Below are 18,663 nucleotides of genomic sequence, written 5' to 3'. Positions count from 1 at the left end.
GTTCGAGCGTGAGCACGACTCTCTGGCCTGGCACATTCGTGGATGAGGATCGCCTGGGGCGTCCCTCGCGGCGCGCGGCGACGGCGGCGCTCGAGGCACACCTGGCGGTGTTGAAGGGCGATCCCCTCAAGGCGGCGCTGGCCAATGCGTTGAAGGACGCGGAGGGCCTGGGCGGCCAGGAGCGGCGCTTCACGGCGCTGGCGGTGCGCGAGCTCTCGAGGCACCAGCGGCTGTTGGACCTGGCGGCGCGCACGTTGGGGCACCCTCCCAGCAAGATCGGCCTGCTCGAGGATCAGACGCTGGTGCGCTACGTGCTCTGGCGTCGGCTGTTCTGCGGGGCGAGCTGGGCGCGCATCGGCCCCGAGGTGAAGCTGCCCGGCCCGGTGCGCCCGCGCACCATCAAGGATGATCTGCTGATCCAGGTGGCGGAGTCGCCGCTGCCGGAGCCGCCGCTGCCGGAGTCGGCCGCGGAGCGGCTGGCCACGCGCTACTCGTTCCCCAACTGGCTGGTGAACCGGCTGGCCGAGCTGCACCCGGAGCCCCTGTTGGAGGCGATGCTGGCGGCGCTGGACGAGGATCCCTCGCTGCACTTCCGGGTGAGGCCCTCGGGGACGCGGGCCGAGGTGGTGGCGCGGCTGGTGGAGGAGGGCGTGGCGGTGGAGCCGGTGGACGTGGCGCTGGACGCGGTGCGCATCACGGAGGCGAGCCACCGCGTCTTCGAGACGAAGGTGATGAAGGAGGGCCGCCTGCAGGTGCAGGACGTGGGCAGCCAGCTGATCGTCGAGGCGTGCCGGCCGCTGGAGGGGACGCTGTCGGGGCGGGTGGTGGCGGACGTGTGCGCGGGGGCGGGCGGCAAGACGCTCGCGCTGGCGGACGAGGTGGGGAGGGCAGGGCGGGTGGTGGCGGGAGACCGCTCCCGTCGGCGGCTGGCGCAGGCGCGCGAGCGGGCGAAGGAGCTGTCCCTGCGGCACGTGTCTTTCCCGCATCCCCTGCCGCTGGAGCAGGCGGACGTGGTGCTGGTGGACGCGCCGTGCAGTGGGACGGGCTCGCTGGCGCGGGAGCCGGATCAGAAGTGGAAGCTCACCGCGAAGTCGGTGCAGGAGTTCCACGACACCCAACTGGGGCTGTTGGAGGAGCTGGCGGGCCAGGTGAAGCCGGGGGCGCTGCTGGTGTACGCCACGTGCTCGCTGCTGCCCGAGGAGAATGACGTGGTGGTGCGCGACTTCCTCGCCAAGGTGCCGGGCTTCACGGTGGAGCCCCTGGCCCCTCTCTTTGGCCCCGAGCGGGCGGCCGTGCTCTGTGACGGCCCCTTCCTCCGGGCGCTGCCGTCGAGGGTGCCGGGTGGGGGCTTCTTCGCGGCCCGGCTGCGCAAGGCCTGAGGGGCGCGGGCGGGCCCGAGGGCAGGCAGGATTGACAGTCCTGGTGGCCGCACGTTACGCAGGAAGGCGATCCTTCTTTCCGCGAGGTCGCATCCGGTGGCAGCCGACCCAAAGCAGTCCGAGACGCTCCGTCAGATCCAGGAGGCGTTCCAGTCCGCCCAGTCGCAGATGACCCAGTTGCGCCAGCAGGTGGAGAAGCACGCCGAGCTGGCCCGGGCGAAGACGCAGAACGACTTCATCCAGAAGGAGAAGGAGCGCGCCCTGCGGGAGCTGGGCGAGGCCGTCTTCAAGCAGGTGCAGAAGGGCAAGCTGGAGCTGTCCTCCACGTTCGCCCCGCTGCTCAAGGCGGTCGAGCAGGCGCAGCAGAAGGCCGAGGCCCAGGCCCGGGAGATCAGCGATCTCCTCCAGGAAGGAGAGGAGACGGCCCAGCGGCTGAAGCAAAAAAACGCGGGTGGGGCGAATTCGGGAGTAGCGTCCCGCACGAAGAAGTTGTAGAAGGGCGCCGCTTTCGACGTTGGCAACCGCTCCCCAGGCGGTTGCACATTGTGGGGCTATAGCTCAGCTGGGAGAGCGCTTGAATGGCATTCAAGAGGTCATCGGTTCGATCCCGATTAGCTCCACTCAGAGAAGAGGCCCGTCAGGAAAAGCTGACGGGCCTCGTCTCTCTCCTTCGAAGGCACAAGTGAATACGGGGCTATAGCTCAGCTGGGAGAGCGCTTGAATGGCATTCAAGAGGTCATCGGTTCGATCCCGATTAGCTCCACAATGAAGAAGGCCCGCCCGGTGCGAACCAGGCGGGCCTTTTCATTTCCGCCGCACCGCTCGAGCGCACGCTCGCGGCCGGTGGCATCCACTGAATCAACGGAATCGGAGTGAAGGGAAGCGCACGCCATCCCCACGGGCGAGGTGTGTCTCGCTCAGCTCGAGGAGAGGGTGACGGGGGAGGGTGTCCGCGGACGGCCGGGGCGACGCTCGGGGCGTCGCCGCTCAGGCCTCGCGGATCATCAGCATCTGGAGCAGATCGCGCAGCATCTGCTTGAGGCCGCCGGCCTCGGGCAGGCTGTGGAGGATGCGGGAGGCGGCGTTGGTGGAGCGCTCGATGAGACGCTCGGTGGCGGCGCGGCCCTCGTGCTGCTCCACGAGCTCACGGGCGCGCTGCAGCATCGTCTCGTCCTTGGGGCCGGGGATGCAGAGCGTCTCCAGCTCCTGGCGGGCCTCGGGCGTGGCGCGCAGGTAGGCGGCCAGCAGCGGGAAGGTGCGCTTGCCCTGCGCGAGGTCCGAGTCCGTCGGCTTGCCCACCACGGAGGACTGCCCGTACAGGCCGAGCAGGTCGTCGCGAAGCTGGTAGGCGGTGCCCACGTAGCGGCCGAAACGCTCCAGCTTGTTGATCAGCTCCGGATCCCCGCCGGAGAGCATCGCCCCGCACACGAGCGGCGCGGTGAAGCCGTAGAGGGCCGTCTTCAGGTAGGCCACGCGCAGCGCGTTGTAGATGGACAGCTCGGCCAGCGGCTGGTGCGGCAGCCGGATGTCCATGTACTGCCCGGCGGCGGTGTAGCGGCACACCTTGAGGAAGTAGCGCGTGGCCACGTCCGCGTCCGGCAGGTTGCAGCCCAGCATCACCTCGAGCGAGCGCCCATAGAGGTGATCTCCGATCACGATCGCCAGGTTCTCCCCGAGCCTGCCCTCGCCGAGCATCTTGTGGAGCGCGGCGCCGCCGCGGCGCGTGTCCGCCTGATCCGCGACGTCATCGTGGATCAGCATGAAGGTGTGCAGCAGCTCGGTGGCCGCCGCGAACCGCCACAGACCCGAGGGCGCCCGCGTGTCGCCGCGCCCCAGCGCGTAGCCCACGAGCACCAGGCCCGGACGGATGCGCTTGGAGGGACGCAGGCTGTAGCTGCGCACCTGCTCCAGCACCTTGTTCCATGCCGGATCCAGGTGCCGCTCGTCCTCGAGCTCCAGGATCTGATGCAGCACCACCTGCGTCTGGTACTGCACCGTCTTGGCCCAGGACACGAAGTCCACGGGCGACGGGGACGCAGACTGTTGCTGCTCTGCCGCCGGAGGCCCGGCCTGTGGAGACTTCCGCTCTTTCATGACGGGGGAGGTGTCACCCGAGGTTCCGCGCGTCGGCATCGTATCCTGGACAGCGGCAACCAACGTCAGCATAGCGAACCTCCGGGGCTGTGCAGCTTGGGGGGTCGGGCAAGCCCCATGGATATTCTTACGGATTTTAATATCAGAAAACTTTTATACAGGCAATCGTGGAATCTCGTGGAGAAATATTGCCGTTTGAGGAGAGACGGAAGCCTCTCAGAGGGAAAAAGACGTAACGGGTCTTGATTTACCCAGATGTCTTTTCTGACTCACCCCCCTGTTTGTACATCCTCATGGAAAAAGAGCGGCCGGTCCAAAAGGACGTCGGCCGCTCGGATCCGCCAGGGGTGGAATTACTTGGCGTTCTTGAAGATGTTCATCACGTCCTTCAGCAGCTTCACCGACTCGTCATGGGGGCGCTGGAAGGCATTGCGGCCCATGATGGAGCCGAAACCGCCGCCCGCGGCGATCTGACGGATCTCCTCCAGGAGGTCCTCGGTGGTCTTGGACTCACCGCCAGAGAAGATGACGATGCGCTTGCCGTTGAAGGCGGACTTCACCACGTCGCGGATGCGGTCGGACATGGTCTTGGTGGGGATGTTGAACTTCTCGTAGACCTTCTTGGCCTCGGCCTGCTCCAGGAAGTCCTTGGGCGGCTTGACCTTGATGACGTGGGCGCCGAGCTGCGCGCTGATCTGCGCCGCGTAGGAGATCACGTCGATGGCCTGCTCACCCTCCTTGGAGATGCTGCCGCGCGGGTAGGCCCAGAGCACCGTGGGGAGGCCGTGATCCTTGGCCTCGGCGATCAGATCGCGCAGGGCCTCGTACTGCTCGTTGCGGTAACCGGAGCCCGGGTAGATGGTGTAGCCGATGGCCACGCAGCCCAGGCGCACCGCGTCCTTCACGGAGCCGGTGACGGCGGACATGGGGTGCTCGGGCTTGCCCAGCGTGTCCGAGTTGTTGAGCTTGAGGATCAGCGGGATCTCACCGGCGTACTTGCCGGCCACGGACTCCAGGAAGCCCAGGGGCGCGGCGTAGGCGTTGCAGCCGGAGTCGATGGCGAGCTGGATGTGGTAGTCCGGATCGTACCCCGCCGGGTTGGGGGCGAAGGAGCGGGCCGGGCCGTGCTCGAAGCCCTGGTCCACCGGGAGGATGACCATCTTGCCGGTGCCGGCGAGCGTACCGGTGTTGAGCAGGCGGGCCAGGTTGGTCAGCGTGCCGGGGTTATCGGAGGGGTACCACGAGAGGATCTGCTTGACGCGGTCGGTATACGCCATGTGCTCCTCGGGTTGGGGGCGGAAGGCCCCCTTGACTTGGCGGGTCGGATTCTGCCCATGCGCGCGCCATGTACCAAGCAGATCATTCGTAGCTTCGTCGCGACGCGAACGCTCGGAGATCACGCGGTGGCCTCGTGAATAAGTTCGCGCCCTGGAGGGTCATCCCTCTGGTCGGTCCCATCATCGTTCCGGAGTCACATCGCCTATGTTCGCTTCCCTGCTCGCCGCCGTGCTGTTCGCCGCGGCACCCGCTCCGCTCGAGGTCGTGAAGTCGGGCAACGCCGAGGTCCAGAAGATCATCACGTCCAAGGGGGGCACCCCGGAGCAGCTCTCCAAGGCGGTGGCTCGCTTCGTGGACTGGGGCGAGCTGTCCAAGAGGGCCCTCGGCGGGACGTGGGACAAGCTGACGCCCGCCCAGCGCAAGGACTTCTCGGAGACGATGCAGGGGCTGTTGCGCGCCTCCTACGCCCAGAAGGCGTTCAGCCAGGGGAGGGCGCTGATCCAGTACGGCCAGGAGTCCATCCAGGGCAACGAGGCCACCGTGGACACCAAGGTCATCATGAGCCGGGATCGGCTGCCCGTGCGCTACAAGCTCTTCCGCGCGAACGACAAGAGCGAGTGGCGCATCTACGACATCGTCACGGATGACATCTCGCTGCTGGAGACGTACCAGGGCCAGTTCCGGAAGATCCTCGCCAACAAGGGCTTCGACGGGCTGTTGACCACCCTGAAGTCCAAGCGGGCGCAGCTCGAGAAGTCCCTCGAGTAGCGCCCGCCCGGGCCGCGTCCACGTGCCCGCCCCTACAGGGGCTTCTCGTAGACGCGGTACCGCTTGGACTGCTTGCCGCCCATGGACTCGATGGCGCGGTTGACGAGGTGGTTGTCCTCGAGCGTCCAGGAGATCTCTCCGCCCTCGTAGCCCAGCTCGCGCGCCTTGTTGAGCGTGTCCAGGTAGAGGATGGCATCCAGGCCGCGGCGCCGGTAGCCCTCGACGGTGCCCAGCAGGACGAGGCGCAGCCGGCGGATGCGGCGCGTGGCCAGCAGCAGCTTCGCGAGCCCGATGGGCAGGCCGAAGGTGGTGAGCCGGCCGTTGGCGGCCTTGATGGCCTCGTTGGCGTCGGGGATGGTGAGCGCGAAGCCCACGGGCTCGCCCTTCACCTCGGCCACCAGCGCCAGCTCCGGCCGCACCATCTGCTTGAGATCGCGCGCCAGGTGGTCGAACTCGCCCTCCGTCATCGGGACGAAGCCCCAGTTCTTCTCCCAGGCCGAGTTGTACATCGTCTTCACCCGGGCCACCTCGGCGTCGAAATCCTTGAGGTTCACCGGGCGCACCGTGACGCCCTCGCGCTGGCGGATCTTCTCCGCGATGCGCGCCACCTTCTCCGGAGGCGGAGTGGAGGAGGAGAGCTCCCAGGCGTACAGATCCTTGGCCTTGGTGAAGCCGTTGGCCTCGATGAGGGCGGCGTACCAGGACGGGTTGTACGTCGTCATGATGGCCGGCGGGGTGTTGAACCCCTCGATGAGCAGGCCCACCTCACCGTTGGTGGAGTAGCTCATCGGGCCGATCACCGAGGTGAAGCCCTTGGCGCGCAGCCACTCGGCGGCCTTCTCGAAGAGGGCGCGGGCCACGCCGGCGTCGTTCACGCACTCGAAGAGGCCGAAGAAGCCGACGTTGGTGCCCTGGAACTCGTTGTAGCGGGGGTTGCTCACCGCCGCGATGCGCCCCACCGTCTTCCCGGCCCGGCGGGCGAGGAAGAACTCCACCTCGCCGAACTCGAAGAAGGGGTGCTTCTTCGGGTCCATGAAGTCCCGGCGCTCCATCTCCAGGTGCGGCACGAAGTTCGGGTCGCCCTCGTAGATGGAGTAGGTGAGGCGGATGAAGGCCGTACGGTCCGCCGAGCTCCGGACGGGAGTCACTTCCACGTCGGAGGGCAGGGGAGGCTGCTTGGAATCGGTGTTCTGCATCTCGGCGGCGGCGGCCATGGGGTGTCCTAGCTCCTGTCCTCGTGCCCGTTGCGGATGAAGAAGTTGGCGCCCTTCTCCAGCAGGATGCCGGGGATGTTCGCGCGCTTCTCCCAGAGCTTCATTGGCATCTGGCCCAGCTTGCGGATGTCTTCCGGCTGGAGGTTGGCGGCGCGCCAGGTGAGCGTCTCCACCGCGTCGAACAGCCTGCCGGCCACCTCGCGCGAGGACATGCGCGAGAGCTGATCCAGCGTGAAGCCGTTGTGGCTGTTGTGGCCCTCACTGGCGGCGGCCCACTTCTCCGAGGCCTTGTTGTTGCGCACCATCGTGCCCGGGCGGGCGATCTGCACCGGGGTGTACGTGGAGGGCCGCGTCTGGGGGATGACGTCCATCTTCTTGCCAATCTGCTCGAAGATGTCGAGCACCCGATCCAGCTGCTCGTCCGTGTGCGTGGCCATGTAGCTGGTGCGGATGAGGGCGTGGCCCGCCTCCACCGCGGGCGGAATCACCGGGTTGGCGAACACACCCGCCTCGTGCAGCGCCTTCCAGAAGCGGAAGCACTTCACCTGATCGCCAATGTGCACCGGCACCACCGGCGTCACCGACACGCCCGTGTCGAAGCCCATGGCCCGGAAGCCGTTGTGCATCTTCTCGGCGATGTCCAGCAGCCGCGCGCGCCGCTGCGGCTCGGCCTCGATGATCTCCAGCGCCTTGAGCGCGGAGGCGATGGAGGCCGGCGTCATGGACGCGGAGAAGATGACCGAGCGCGACTTGTGGCGGATGTAGTTGATGACGTCCGAGGGGCCCGCCAGCACGCCGCCCAGCGAGGCGAAGCTCTTGGAGAACGTCCCCATGACGAGGTCCGTCTCCTTCTCCAGGCCGAAGTACTCCGAGGTGCCGCGGCCCTTCTCGCCCAGCACGCCCATGGCGTGGGCGTCATCCGTCATCACCCGCGCGCCGTACTTCTGCGCCAGCTCCACGATGCGGGGCAGGTTGCAGACGTCTCCCTCCATGGAGAACACGCCGTCGGTGATGATGATCTTCCCGGCCTTGGGCTCCTTCTCGGCGGCCTGCTGCAGCAGCTGCTCGAGGTGCTCCAGGTCGTTGTGACGGAACTTGCGCTCGGTGGCGAAGGACAGCCGGATGCCATCCACCAGCGAGGCGTGGTTCTGCCGGTCCGCGAAGACGATGTCGTGGCGGCCCAGGATGGAGGAGAGCGCCAGGTTCGTCTGGAAGCCGGTGGAGATGACCACCGCGGCCTCGCGGTTGAGGAACTTCGCCAGCCGCTGCTCTAACTCCTCGTGCAGCGCCAGGGTGCCGTTGAGCAGACGCGAGCCGGAGCACGTGGTGCCGTAGCGCTCCACCGCCTTGATGGCCGCTTCCTTCACCCGGGGGTCCGCGCTCAGTCCCAGGTAGTTGTTCGAGCCCACCATGATGATACGGCGACCCTCGATCTGGACCTCGGTGGCACCGTACGACTCCTCGATCGCCCGGTAGTAGGGATAGAGTCCCGTGGCCTTGGCGATGCGGTAGTCCTTCCAGCTCCGGCACTTCTCGAATACGTCACTCATGGCGCTCTTCTCTCATGGGGGAGCTCCGCCTCCGCGGATCTCCAGGGCGCGCTTCTTGCGGTGTTCTCTCCGATCCGGGGCACCACAAGCGCGCGACCTCCTCCTCGGGGGGCTAGGAGTCGCCGTCATTATTGAGTCGACCTTCGAGTGTCAAGACACGGACCGTGGCCCGCGAGCCCCGGGGTTGGCCGGGAATCCCCGGGTAGGAGTTGACACCTGCGGTTATTCCCGATGCAGGGCAGGCGAGTGCGCAACCGGTTGCACAACCGGGATCCGGGTGCCCTGGTTCAGGGGGGGATGTCACACGGATGGCTCCCCCACACGGGGTGGAAGGCTTCCAGGCTGGGGGGTGTTCGTTCCCAGATTCGTTGAGGCCGTGACAGGGGGCGGGAAGTCTGCTTTCTGGCGGGCCTCCTTCCACTGGGGAAATGCGTGGCTGACTCTCTTCGACGGCGTGGGTCCGAGGCCTTCATCCGGGGAACGCTCGCGCGGCCCTGGCGGGTGCTGCTGGCGTTCACGGTGTTGGCGCTCGGCGGCGCGCTGCTGGCTGGACGGCTGGACTTCCGCGGCTCCTTCGTGGAGCTGCTGCCCAGCGAGACCCAGGAGGTCCAGGACCTGAACCGGGTGGCCCAGAAGGCCGGCGGTGACGGCTACCTCGTGGTGCGCGCGCGCGGCGCCGCGCCCGAGAAGCTGCGGGAGCTCTCCAACGCGCTGTCCCGGAAGCTCGAGACGCTTCCCGAGGTCCGCTACGTGGAGAACCACTTCGACGTGGGCTTCTTCGAGGAGCGCGGCCTGCTGCTGCTGCCCACGGAGAAGCTGAAGGAGCTGCGCGCGGACGTGGACGCGCGGCTGCGCTACGAGAAGCAGCAGGCCATCGCGGTGGATCTGCTCGACGAGGCGGACGCGCCGCCGGACTTCGACGCCATCGTCAAGAAGTACAGCCCGGACACGCCCATGCGTGAGTACCTCGGCAGCGCGGACGGCTCCGAGGTGTACCTGATGGTGAAGCCGGGCGGCACCGCGGGCGACATCGTCTTCGCGCAGAAGCTGGTGGAGGACGTGCAGCGCGTGTCCGCCGAGGTGGCCCAGGGCTTCCCCGGAGTGACGCTGGACTACGCTGGCGCCTTCCAGGCCCGCATCGAGGAAGACGTGGTGATGCGCAAGGATCTGTCGCGCGCCGCCATCCTCTCGGCGATCATGGCGGTGGGCATCATCCTGCTGGCCACGCGGCGGCTGTGGGCGCTGGCGGTGGTGGGCGTGCCCGTCGTCTTCGGCGTGTCGCTGACGTTCGCCTTCGCGGAGCTGGCCATCGGCCACCTCAACATCGTCACGGGCTTCCTGGTGGCCATCCTCATCGGCCTGGGCCTGGAGTACGGCATCCACCTGGCCATGCGCTACTGGGAGGAGCGGCGCGAGCACCCGGCCGCCGAGGCGCTGGGCGAGGCCGTGCGGGGCACCTTCGCCGGAGCGCTCACCTCGGCGCTGACGAACGCGGCGGCCTTCTTCGTGCTCGTGTTCGCCCAGTTCGAGGCCTTCAAGCAGTTCGGTCTGCTGGCTGGCGTGGGCGTGCTGATGGCGGTGCTGGTGGCGTACGGGCTGGGCCCGGCGCTGCTGGTGCTCGCCGAGCGTCTGCGTCCGGGTGGGCGCAAGGCGGCCGAGGTCCACGCGCCCGAGGCTCCGGCGAAGCAGGTGCCGCCCACGTCCCACAAGCGCTGGCCCACGTCCGTCATCGCGGGCCTGCTGGTGGCGGTGCTCGGCTTCGCGGCGTACTCCGTCTACGTGCTGCCGCGCATCGGCTTCGAGACGAACATGCGCAAGCTCCGGGGCGAGTCGCCCTCGGTCGTGCTCGATGACCACATCAGCGCGCAGCTCGGCACGCACCTCAATCCGGCCATCCTCCTGGTGGACGACCTGAAGCAGGCCCAGGTGGTCGAGGAAGTCATCACCGAGGTGAAGACGCGGCACGGCGCGGAGTCCACCTTCAAGCAGTACGCCTCGCTCAACGAGCTGCTGCCCCAGGACGTGCCGGGGCATCAGGAGCAGCTCGCCGCCCTGCGCGCGACGCTGGAGAAGTTGCCCGAGGAGGCCCAGAAGGATCCGCGCCTGGAGAACGTGAAGAAGATGCTGGAGGCCCAGCCGTATGGGGCGGAGCAGCTTCCCGTCGAGGTGCGCCGCCGCTTCGAGGCGCAGGACGGCAAGGGCATGTTCCTGTTGCTGTTCCCCTCGGTGTCCAACCACGACACGCGGGAGCTGTCGGCGTGGGCCGCGCAGCTGGACGAGGTCATCACCGGTGCGAAGGCCCGGGGCGTGGATCTCGCGGTGTTGGATAGCAATCGGATCGCCGCCCGCATCTTCTCGATGGTGCGGGGGGACGGCCCCTTCATCCTCTGGGCGGCCGCGTCGGTGGTGTTCTTGACGATCCTCCTCAGCCTGCGCAGCTTCAAGCGTGCCTGCCTGGTGGCGGGCCCTCTGTTCCTGGGCATGTTGTGCCTGGCTGGAGGCATGTACCTCTTCGATGTGCAGCTGAACTTCATCAACGCCGTGGTGCTCCCCAATCTGCTCGCCATCGCCGTGGACAACTCGGTGCACCTCTTCCACCGCTACGAGGAAGAGGGCCCTGGCTCGCTCGGCCATGTGGTGCGCAATACGGGCTTCGCGGCGGTGGTGGCCACGCTGTCCAACGCGGCCGGTTATGGGGCTCTGTTGATCTCCCATCACGCCGGATTGCGGTCCATCGGACAGATTGCACTTCTGGGGGTGATGTGCACCTTCCTGGGTACAACGGTTTTCTTCCCGGCGATGCTCGCCTTGCTGGAGCGTTGGAAGGACCGGAAGAAGGGTGGGGGCATGATTCGGAGCCTGGACATCGGCGTGAAGGAACCCGCCGCGGAACCGGGGGAGCGTAAGTCTGCGTGAACGCTTGGACCTCGTATGAGCGCGCCCGAGCGGGCGTCAGGAACGTCCACCTGCGAGCAGTCGACGTCGTCATCGTCGTCTCGTGCGCATTCGCCGCTCTGACGCTCCTGGGGCCAGCGAGCTGGGCTCCTGGCTCCACGAGGTCCGCCGTTCACTTCGCCATCTTCGCGCTCGGCCCCCTGGTCCTGCGCACCCTGGAGTCCTATTTCCCCCGGCACCGGCTGGTGGCCTTCGCGGCCAACTTCTGGCTGCTGCCGGTGCTCAGCCTCAGCCACGGGGTGCTCAGCCCCCTGGTGACCGCCGTCACCCCGGTGCTGCGCGATGCCCAGCTCGTCGCCTTGGATCAGCGGCTGTTCGGCTTCCAGGCCTCGGTGGTGCTCGGGCACCTGGTGCCGCCCTGGCTCACCGACATCCTGATGATCTGCTACTACGGCCACTTCGTCTGGCCGTTGATGCTGGGCGTGGTGCTGTACTTCACCGGCCGCCGGGAGGGCTTCGACGAGTACCTGCTGGCCCTCAGCCTCTTCTTCACCTTCAACTACCTGTTCTACGCGCTGGTGCCGGCCATCGGCCCGCGCTACTTCCTCTTCTCCGCTTTCGACAAGCCGCTCCAGGGATTGTGGGTGACGTCCTTCCTGGACTCGGTGATGCGCCTGCCGCCCTTCACGCGGGACTGCTTCCCCTCGGGCCATACGGGGACCACGCTGGTGGTGTTCGTGTACGCGCTGCGCTTCGCGCCCCGGTTCTTCCGGGTGATGCTGGTGCCGGGCCTGCTGCTCATCGCCGCCACCCTGGTGGGCCGCTTCCACTACGCCACGGATCTGCTGTGCGCGGTGCCGTTGGTGATCGCCGTGGTGGGCCTGTCCATGGGGTGGAGCCGGACGTTCGCCCGGCGCGATCCCGTAGCGCGCCCGGTGACGATGGACGCTATCGTACGCCCCTGAGCAAGGGAGCGTATGCATGAGCAGGCAGATCCTCGCGGGCCGCGTGGCCCATCTCGGTACCACCGTCTTCTCCGAGTTCAGCGCGCTGGCCCTCGAGCACGGGGCCATGAACCTGGGGCAGGGCTTCCCTGACTTCGACGGACCCGAGGCCGTGAAGGAGGCCGCTCGCAAGGCCATCACCGACGGCGTGAACCAGTACGCTCCCAGCCCCGGCCTGCGGGACTTGCGCGTGGCCATCGCCGAGCACGGCGCGCGCTTCCACGGACACACCGGCATCGATCCGGACACCATGGTGACCGTCACCAGCGGTGCCACCGAGGCCATCCTCTGCGTGATGCTCGGCCTGGTGGATCCGGGCGATGAAGTGGTGCTCTTCGAGCCCTTCTACGACTCGTACGACGCCAACGTCGCCTTCCTCGGGGCGAAGGCGCGCTACGTGCCGCTGCGCCCGCCGGACGGCTCGCACACCACGTGGTGGTTCGAGCGCGAGGAGGTGCGCGCGGCCTTCGGTCCCCGCACGCGGCTGCTCGTCCTCAACTCGCCCCACAACCCCACCGGCAAGGTCTTCACCCGCGAGGAGCTCGAGTTCCTCGGCGGCCTGTGCGCCGAACACGATGTGAAGGTGCTCTCGGACGAGGTGTATGAGCACATCCTCTTCGGCCCGGCGCGTCATGTGCGGCCCGCCCTGGTGCCCTCTCTGGCGGACCGGACGCTGACGGTGAGCAGCGCCGGCAAGTCGTTCAGCCTCACCGGGTGGAAGATTGGATGGGTCATCGCACCGCCGCCCCTGCGTGACGCGGTGCAGCGAGCCCATCAGTTCGTGACGTTCGCCACGGCCTCGCCGCTGCAGGCGGCCACGGCGGCGGCGCTGCGGCTCCCGGACTCGTACTTCCAGGAGCTGAGCGCCATGTACCTGTCCAAGCGGGATCGGCTGCTGGCGGGGCTCGCGGAGGCGGGGCTCGAGGCGTATGCGCCCGAGGGCAGCTACTTCATCATCGCGAACATCGCGGGCAGGGGCTTCGCGGATGACGTGGCCTTCTGCCGGCACCTCGTGACGGAGGTGGGAGTAGCGGCCATCCCTCCGAGTGTTTTCTACAGTCCCGAGCACAAGCACCTGGGGCAGGGGATGGTGCGCTTCGCCTTCTGCAAGACGGAGGCGGTGCTGGATGAGGCGGTGCGCCGGTTGAAGGCGGGGCTGGCTCGGGGCCGCTGACGCCTGGTTGCTCGGGGGCCGGGCGGCTTGCGACCCCTACACCCGGGTGTTACACCCCCGCGCCAACACCGTGAGCTTCTTCGGCGAACTCTACCTCCGCTCCACACTGCCGTTCCTTTCCGAGGAGACGACGGCGAAGGAGGTGGCGTACCTCGCGAGGCGCTTCGAGCAGCTCGAGGTGCCCGGCCCGGTGGTGGATCTGGGCTGTGGCCATGGCCGGCATGCCGCGCGCCTGAATGCCCGGGGCCCCTTGGCGGACCGGATCATCGGCCTGGAGCTGGATGCGCTGTCCCTCCAGGAGCGGCTGCCCGGATTTCCAGCGGTGCGAGCGGACCTCCGCTCCCTTCCATTCCGGACGGGCTCCCTGGCGGGGGCGTACGCCTGGTACTCCACGCTCTTCGTCTTCTCGGACGAGGAGCATGCGGCACTGCTGCGAGAGGTGGCACGGTGCCTGAGGCCCGGCGGCCTGCTGGTGCTGCACACCGTGCCGTACGAGCGCCTGGCGTCACAACCGGAGGCATCCTTCTCTACCCGGTTGCCGGACGGCGGCCTGCTCGAGGAGCGGAGCCGGTTCGACGCAGTGCGTGGTCGCGACGAGGCCACGAGGAGGCTCACGATGCCGGATGGTCGTGTTCTGTCTGGCCACTATGCCATTCGTTACTATCCTCTTGCGGATCTGACGCGGCTGTTGGAAGCCACGGGTTTTTCCGTGTGCTGGGTGCACGGCGGGTTGGAGGAGGAGCGGCCCTCGGACACATCGATGGATCTCATCGTGGGCGCCGGGCTGCGGTTGCACCAGGGATCCGAAACGGTGAATTACAGGAGTGGAAGCTCGACATGAGCGGAAGCTCGACGCGGGACATCGTCCAGTGGACTCGAACGAAAAACGCCGCCCGCGCGTGACCGGGCTCGGCAATCTGCCGGAGAAGGTGGACGTCTACGAGGTGGGGCCTCGGGACGGCTTGCAGAACGAATTGCGCACGCTGCCCACGCGCGACAAGGCACGCCTCATCGAGGCGCTGATCGCGGCGGGGGAGAAGCGCATCGAGGTGACCTCCTTCGTGTCACCCAAGTGGATTCCGCAGCTCGCCGACGCGGAGGAGCTGCTGCGTCTGGTGGGGCGGCGCGAGGGCGTCACCTTCTCGGCGCTGGTGCCCAACCTCAAGGGCCTGACGCGCGCCAAGGAGGCGGGCCTGGAGGAAGCGGCCGTCTTCATCTCCGCGTCCGAGGCCCACTCGAAGAAGAACATCAACAAGACCATCGCCGAGGCGGTGGCCGAGGCTCGGCAGACCACCGAGGCCGCGCTGAAGGCGGGCCTGCGGGTGCGCGGCTACCTGTCCACGGTGTGGGGCTGCCCCTACGAGGGCGAGGTGCCCGTCTCCCGCGTGGTGGAGATCAGCCGCGCCCTGGTGGACGGCGGCATCTACCAGCTCAGCCTGGGTGACACGATCGGGGTGGGGACGCCGCGGCAGACGGAGACCCTGCTGAACGCGCTGCTCGAGCACGTGCCGGTGGAGAAGCTGGCGCTGCACCTGCACGACACGCGCGGCACCGCCCTGGCCAACGCGCTCATCGGCCTGCAACTGGGCGTGACGACCTTCGACGCCAGCATCGGCGGCCTGGGCGGCTGCCCCTATGCCCCGGGTGCGGCCGGAAACCTCGCCACCGAGGATCTCGTCTACATGCTCCATGGCATGGGCGTGAAGACGGGCATCCAGCTCGACAAGCTCGTCGAGGCGGGCATGGTCGCCCAGGAGCTCATCGGCCGGAAGCTCGCGGGCAAGTTCCTCCAAGCGGCCCTGGGCGAGCGCGAGAAGAAGGCGAATCGCCGGGCCACCACCTGACGCCATTCCACATGCGAAACCCCCAACCCAACCCCATCCCCACGCCCTACAAGCCCCGGCATCACGTACGCATCGTGACGGCCGCTTCGCTCTTCGACGGGCATGACGCCGCCATCAACGTGATGCGCCGGCTCATGCAGTCCTCGGGCGCGGAGATCATCCACCTGGGGCACAACCGCTCCGTGGCGGAGATCGTCGACTGCGCCATCCAGGAGGACGCCCAGGGCATCGCCATCACCTCGTACCAGGGCGGGCACGTCGAGTTCTTCAAGTACATGATCGACCTGCTGCGCGAGCGCGGCGCGAACATCAAGGTGTTCGGCGGCGGTGGCGGCACCATCCTCCCCACCGAGATCGAGGAGCTCCACCGCTACGGCGTGACGCGCATCTACTCGCCGGACGACGGGCGCGCGCTCGGCCTGCAGGGGATGATCGACGACCTCATCTCCAAGTGCGACTTCGAGAAGCGCTCGCCGGACTTCGAGCCCGTGCTGTCCTCGCTGCCCCAGCGCGAGCCGTCCAAGGTCGCCTCGCTCATCACCGTCGCGGAGAACTTCGCCTCCGCGGGTGACGCGCTCCGCGAGGCGCTCACGAAGCTCAACGCCAACGCCCAGCGCGTTCCCGTGCTCGGCATCACCGGCACCGGTGGCGCGGGCAAGTCGAGCCTCGTGGACGAGCTGGTCCGGCGCTTCCTCGCGGACTTCCCCGACAAGACGCTCGCGGTGCTCTCCATCGATCCGTCCAAGCGCAAGTCCGGCGGCGCACTGCTCGGCGACCGCATCCGCATGAACGCGATCGACAACCCGCGCGTGTACATGCGCTCCATGGCCACCCGCCAGAGCAACCTCGCCCTGTCCAAGCACGTCGGCGAGTCGATCGAGATCTGCAAGGCCGCCGGGTTCGATCTCATCGTGGTGGAGACGTCCGGCATCGGCCAGTCCGATACGGAGATCACCGAGCACTCGGACATCTCGCTCTACGTGATGACGGCCGAGTACGGCGCGGCGACGCAGCTCGAGAAGATCGACATGCTCGACTTCGCGGACGTGATCGCCATCAACAAGTTCGACAAGCGGGGCTCGCTGGACGCGCTGCGGGACGTGCGCAAGCAGTGGAAGCGCAACCACAACGCGTTCTCCACGCCGGACGACGCGCTGCCCGTCTACGGCACCATCGCCTCGCAGTTCAATGACCCGGGCATGAACCAGCTCTACCGGGCCATCATCGACACGCTCGTCCGGAAGACGGGGGCCCCGCTCCAGTCGCACATGGAGCTCACCCCGGGGATGAGCGAGAAGAAGTGGATCATCCCGCCCGAGCGCACCCGGTACCTCGCGGAGATCGTCGAGACCTGCGAGTCCTACGACAAGTTCGTCCGCGCCCAGGCGGCCATCGCCCGGCGCATGTACCAGCTGCACGGCACCATCGAGACGCTGCGCGCCAACGTGGGCAAGAAGCGGCTGGAGATCGTCGAGCCCCGCGACGCCTCGGACGTGGTGCACGTCACCCAGCGCGTCGAGGGCGAGCCGGCCTTCCTGTCCGAGCTGGTGGAGCTCTACGGGGACCTGGAGTCGCGCCTGCACCCGGAGTGCAAGCGGCTGCTGGACGAGTGGCCGGCCACGAAGCGCCGCTACGCCGCGGCCAAGTACCAGTACCAGGTGCGCGAGAAGGTCATCGAGATCGATCTCTTCACCGAGTCGCTCTCGCACCTGCGCATCCCCAAGATCGCCCTGCCCAGGTACGAGGACTGGGGCGATGTCCTCACGTGGCTCCTGCGCGAGAACGCGCCGGGTGCCTTCCCGTTCACCGCCGGCGTCTTCCCGCTCAAGCGTGAGAACGAGGATCCCGCGCGCATGTTCGCGGGGGAGGGGGGTCCGGAGCGCACCAACAAGCGTTTCCACTACGTCTCGCGTGGGCTGCCCGCCAAGCGCCTGTCCACGGCGTTCGACTCGGTCACGCTCTACGGCGAGGACCCGGATCACCGCCCGGACATCTACGGCAAGGTGGGCAACTCCGGCGTGTCCATCGCCAACGTGGACGATGCGAAGAAGCTCTACTCGGGCTTCGATCTCGCGGATCCGTCCACCTCGGTGTCGATGACCATCAACGGTCCGGCGCCGATGCTGCTCGGCTTCTTCCTCAACGCCGCGGTGGATCAGCAGTGCGAGAAGTGGATCCGCGCCCAGGGCCAGGCCGAGCAGGTGGAGAAGAAGATCGCCGAGCTCTACCAGCGCCGCGGTGTTCCCCGGCCGCGCTACCAGGGCGAGCTGCCCCAGGGCAACGACGGCCTGGGCCTGTTGCTGCTCGGCGTGTCCGGCGACGAGGTCCTCCCGCGCGAGACGTACGAGAAGATCCGCGCCTCCACGCTGCAGGCCGTGCGCGGCACCGTGCAGGCGGACATCCTCAAGGAGGATCAGGCGCAGAACACCTGCATCTTCTCCACGGAGTTCGCCCTGCGGCTGATGGGGGACATCCAGCAGTACTTCATCGAGCAGAAGGTGCGGAACTTCTACTCGGTCTCCATCTCGGGCTACCACATCGCCGAGGCGGGGGCGAACCCCATCTCCCAGCTGGCCTTCACCCTGGCCAACGGCTTCACCTTCGTCGAGTACTACCTCTCGCGAGGCATGCACATCGACGACTTCGCGCCCAACCTGTCGTTCTTCTTCTCCAACGGCATGGACCCCGAGTACACCGTGCTCGGGCGCGTCGCGCGGCGCATCTGGGCCAAGGCCCTCCGTGACAAGTACGGCGGCAACGAGCGCTCGCAGAAGCTCAAGTACCACATCCAGACTTCTGGCCGGAGCCTCCACGCCCAGGAGATCGCCTTCAACGACATCCGCACCACGTTGCAGGCCCTGCTGGCGCTCAACGACAACTGCAACTCGCTGCACACCAACGCCTACGACGAGGCCATCACCACGCCCACCGAGGAGAGCGTGCGGCGGGCCCTCGCCATCCAGCTCGTCATCAACAAGGAGTTCGGTCTCTCCAAGAACGAGAACCCGAACCAGGGCTCCTTCATCGTCGAGGAGCTGACGGACCTGGTCGAGGCGGCCGTGCTGACGGAGTTCCGTTCCATCTCCGAGCGCGGCGGTGTCCTCGGTGCGATGGAGCGCATGTACCAGCGCTCGAAGATCCAGGAGGAGTCGCTCTACTACGAGACGCTCAAGCACGATGGGACGCTGCCCATCATCGGCGTGAACACCTTCCTGGATCCCAAGGGCTCTCCGACGATCATCCCGCCGGAAGTCATCCGCGCCACGAAGGAGGAGAAGGACTACGCCATCAGCTCGCGCGACGCGTTCTGGAAGCGCAACGAGGCGGCCGGTCCCGAGGCGCTGAAGGCCGTGAAGCGCGCCGCGCTCGACAACGGGAACATCTTCGCCGCGCTGATGGACGCTTGTAAGGTCTGCACGCTGGGCCAGATCTCCCGCGCGCTGTACGAGGTGGGCGGGCAGTA

At 67.5% G+C, this 18,663-nt stretch carries 13 protein-coding genes and 2 tRNA genes; 11 read left to right on the top strand and 4 right to left on the bottom strand.

Annotation, left to right across the window (positions count from 1 at the left end; genetic code table 11):
• Positions 1 to 8 precede the first annotated feature (8 nt).
• From Q664_RS10840 to Q664_RS10825, 4 genes are all read left to right on the top strand, one after another.
• Positions 9 to 1,379 (top strand): RsmB/NOP family class I SAM-dependent RNA methyltransferase, encoded by a 1,371-nt coding sequence (locus Q664_RS10840; protein WP_235216647.1) that lies wholly within the window; start codon positions 9 to 11, stop codon positions 1,377 to 1,379.
• Between the two features lie 96 nt (positions 1,380 to 1,475).
• Positions 1,476 to 1,874: a hypothetical protein gene (locus Q664_RS10835; RefSeq protein WP_052517947.1), complete on the top strand. Its 399-nt coding sequence runs from the start codon at positions 1,476 to 1,478 to the stop codon at positions 1,872 to 1,874.
• 52 nt (positions 1,875 to 1,926) lie between these two features.
• Positions 1,927 to 1,999 (top strand) — tRNA-Ala (locus tag Q664_RS10830).
• A 70-nt stretch (positions 2,000 to 2,069) separates the two neighbouring features.
• A tRNA-Ala gene (locus tag Q664_RS10825) sits at positions 2,070 to 2,142 on the top strand.
• A 224-nt stretch (positions 2,143 to 2,366) separates the two neighbouring features.
• Here the strand turns inward: Q664_RS10825 and Q664_RS10820 are convergent.
• Together Q664_RS10820 and Q664_RS10815 are read right to left on the bottom strand one after the other, a co-directional pair.
• Positions 2,367 to 3,401, bottom strand: coding sequence for a polyprenyl synthetase family protein (locus Q664_RS10820; protein ID WP_052517946.1), 1,035 nt, complete (start codon positions 3,399 to 3,401; stop codon positions 2,367 to 2,369).
• A gap of 425 nt (positions 3,402 to 3,826) precedes the next feature.
• Positions 3,827 to 4,750 carry a class I fructose-bisphosphate aldolase gene (locus tag Q664_RS10815; RefSeq protein WP_043393178.1) on the bottom strand — a complete coding sequence of 308 codons (924 nt, stop codon included), beginning with the start codon at positions 4,748 to 4,750 and terminating at the stop codon, positions 3,827 to 3,829.
• Positions 4,751 to 4,955: 205 nt separating this feature from the next.
• Between Q664_RS10815 and Q664_RS10810 the strand changes: the two genes are divergently transcribed.
• Positions 4,956 to 5,519 (top strand): MlaC/ttg2D family ABC transporter substrate-binding protein, encoded by a 564-nt coding sequence (locus Q664_RS10810; protein WP_052517945.1) that lies wholly within the window; start codon positions 4,956 to 4,958, stop codon positions 5,517 to 5,519.
• 32 nt (positions 5,520 to 5,551) lie between these two features.
• Here Q664_RS10810 and Q664_RS10805 read toward each other — a convergent pair whose 3' ends face one another.
• The gene (locus Q664_RS10805) at positions 5,552 to 6,733 is read right to left on the bottom strand and encodes a GNAT family N-acetyltransferase (protein WP_043393174.1); all 1,182 of its coding nucleotides are present in this window, start codon (positions 6,731 to 6,733) and stop codon (positions 5,552 to 5,554) included.
• Positions 6,734 to 6,741: 8 nt separating this feature from the next.
• Complete coding sequence (locus Q664_RS10800) at positions 6,742 to 8,283, bottom strand: aminotransferase class I/II-fold pyridoxal phosphate-dependent enzyme (protein ID WP_043393172.1); 1,542 nt, start codon at positions 8,281 to 8,283, stop codon at positions 6,742 to 6,744.
• 432 nt (positions 8,284 to 8,715) lie between these two features.
• Between Q664_RS10800 and Q664_RS10795 the strand changes: the two genes are divergently transcribed.
• The 6 genes from Q664_RS10795 to Q664_RS10770 form a co-directional block, all read left to right on the top strand.
• Positions 8,716 to 11,199, top strand: coding sequence for an efflux RND transporter permease subunit (locus Q664_RS10795; protein WP_043393169.1), 2,484 nt, complete (start codon positions 8,716 to 8,718; stop codon positions 11,197 to 11,199).
• Positions 11,196 to 12,143: a phosphatase PAP2 family protein gene (locus tag Q664_RS10790; protein WP_052517944.1), complete on the top strand. Its 948-nt coding sequence runs from the start codon at positions 11,196 to 11,198 to the stop codon at positions 12,141 to 12,143. Before Q664_RS10795 ends, Q664_RS10790 begins: the two co-directional genes overlap by 4 nt.
• A gap of 16 nt (positions 12,144 to 12,159) precedes the next feature.
• Positions 12,160 to 13,356: an aminotransferase class I/II-fold pyridoxal phosphate-dependent enzyme gene (locus tag Q664_RS10785; protein WP_043393165.1), complete on the top strand. Its 1,197-nt coding sequence runs from the start codon at positions 12,160 to 12,162 to the stop codon at positions 13,354 to 13,356.
• A 70-nt stretch (positions 13,357 to 13,426) separates the two neighbouring features.
• A complete protein-coding gene (locus Q664_RS10780) occupies positions 13,427 to 14,197 on the top strand; it encodes a class I SAM-dependent methyltransferase (RefSeq protein WP_052517948.1) in 771 nt (256 codons plus the stop codon).
• Between the two features lie 28 nt (positions 14,198 to 14,225).
• Positions 14,226 to 15,200 carry a hydroxymethylglutaryl-CoA lyase gene (locus Q664_RS10775; RefSeq protein ID WP_043393163.1) on the top strand — a complete coding sequence of 325 codons (975 nt, stop codon included), beginning with the start codon at positions 14,226 to 14,228 and terminating at the stop codon, positions 15,198 to 15,200.
• Positions 15,201 to 15,211: 11 nt separating this feature from the next.
• Positions 15,212 to 18,663 (top strand): methylmalonyl-CoA mutase family protein (locus Q664_RS10770; RefSeq protein ID WP_043393161.1); only part of this gene is annotated, 3,452 nt, incomplete at its 3' end.

The sequence above is a fragment of the Archangium violaceum Cb vi76 genome, from assembly GCF_000733295.1.
GTDB lineage: Bacteria > Myxococcota > Myxococcia > Myxococcales > Myxococcaceae > Archangium > Archangium violaceum.
This window is presented reverse-complemented; position numbering and strand designations above follow the sequence as displayed.

Excerpts from the sequence above, each read along its gene's own strand:
- Q664_RS10810 (WP_052517945.1), top strand. The coding sequence starts at position 4,956 with ATGTTCGCTTCCCTGCTCGCCGCCGTGCTGTTCGCCGCGGCACCCGCT.
- Q664_RS10785 (WP_043393165.1), top strand. The coding sequence starts at position 12,160 with ATGAGCAGGCAGATCCTCGCGGGCCGCGTGGCCCATCTCGGTACCACC.
- Q664_RS10815 (WP_043393178.1), bottom strand. The coding sequence starts at position 4,750 with ATGGCGTATACCGACCGCGTCAAGCAGATCCTCTCGTGGTACCCCTCC.
- Q664_RS10800 (WP_043393172.1), bottom strand. The coding sequence starts at position 8,283 with ATGAGTGACGTATTCGAGAAGTGCCGGAGCTGGAAGGACTACCGCATC.
- Q664_RS10805 (WP_043393174.1), bottom strand. The coding sequence starts at position 6,733 with ATGGCCGCCGCCGCCGAGATGCAGAACACCGATTCCAAGCAGCCTCCC.